Genomic DNA, 452 nt, shown 5'->3' with positions numbered 1-452 from the left:
CCCGCCGAGCCGTGAGGCCGGGTGGGGGAGGGTGCCCTGCGTCGCCTGGGCGCGGGGCGTGGTGGCTTGCGCCGGGTGGGGCCGGTCTTCGACCGGTCCCCCCGGTGGCTTGTCGTGATGACCGCGGAGGCTTCAAGTTTGTCGACCACGGCGCGGATGACCATGTGCCCGCTGGTCTTGTCGGTGACGGTCTTGGCCTGATGGGTCAGGCCGCGGGCGGCGATCCGCCGCCAGGCACCCTGATCGCGGTCGCCCTGCCAGCGGCAGGACTGGCGGGGACAGATGGCCCACTTCCAACCCGCCACGGTCGGCTTGTCAGGGGCCTTACAGTGCCGCAGCGGAGTCAGGCACTGCGGGCAATGCTTCGAGGTGTTCCGGGCGGGGACGGTGACCACGGCGATACCCGCCTCGGCGGCGAGGTGCCGCATCCGGTCGACGATCTGCCCGCGCAC

General features: G+C 72.3%; 1 protein-coding gene. It reads right to left on the bottom strand.

From position 1 onward, the window contains the following. Positions 1–452 (bottom strand): zinc ribbon domain-containing protein (locus FXF52_RS41295; RefSeq protein WP_148805087.1); only part of this gene is annotated, 452 nt, incomplete at both ends.

The organism is Micromonospora sp. MP36, from assembly GCF_008119785.1.
Lineage (GTDB): Bacteria > Actinomycetota > Actinomycetes > Mycobacteriales > Micromonosporaceae > Micromonospora.
This window is presented reverse-complemented; position numbering and strand designations above follow the sequence as displayed.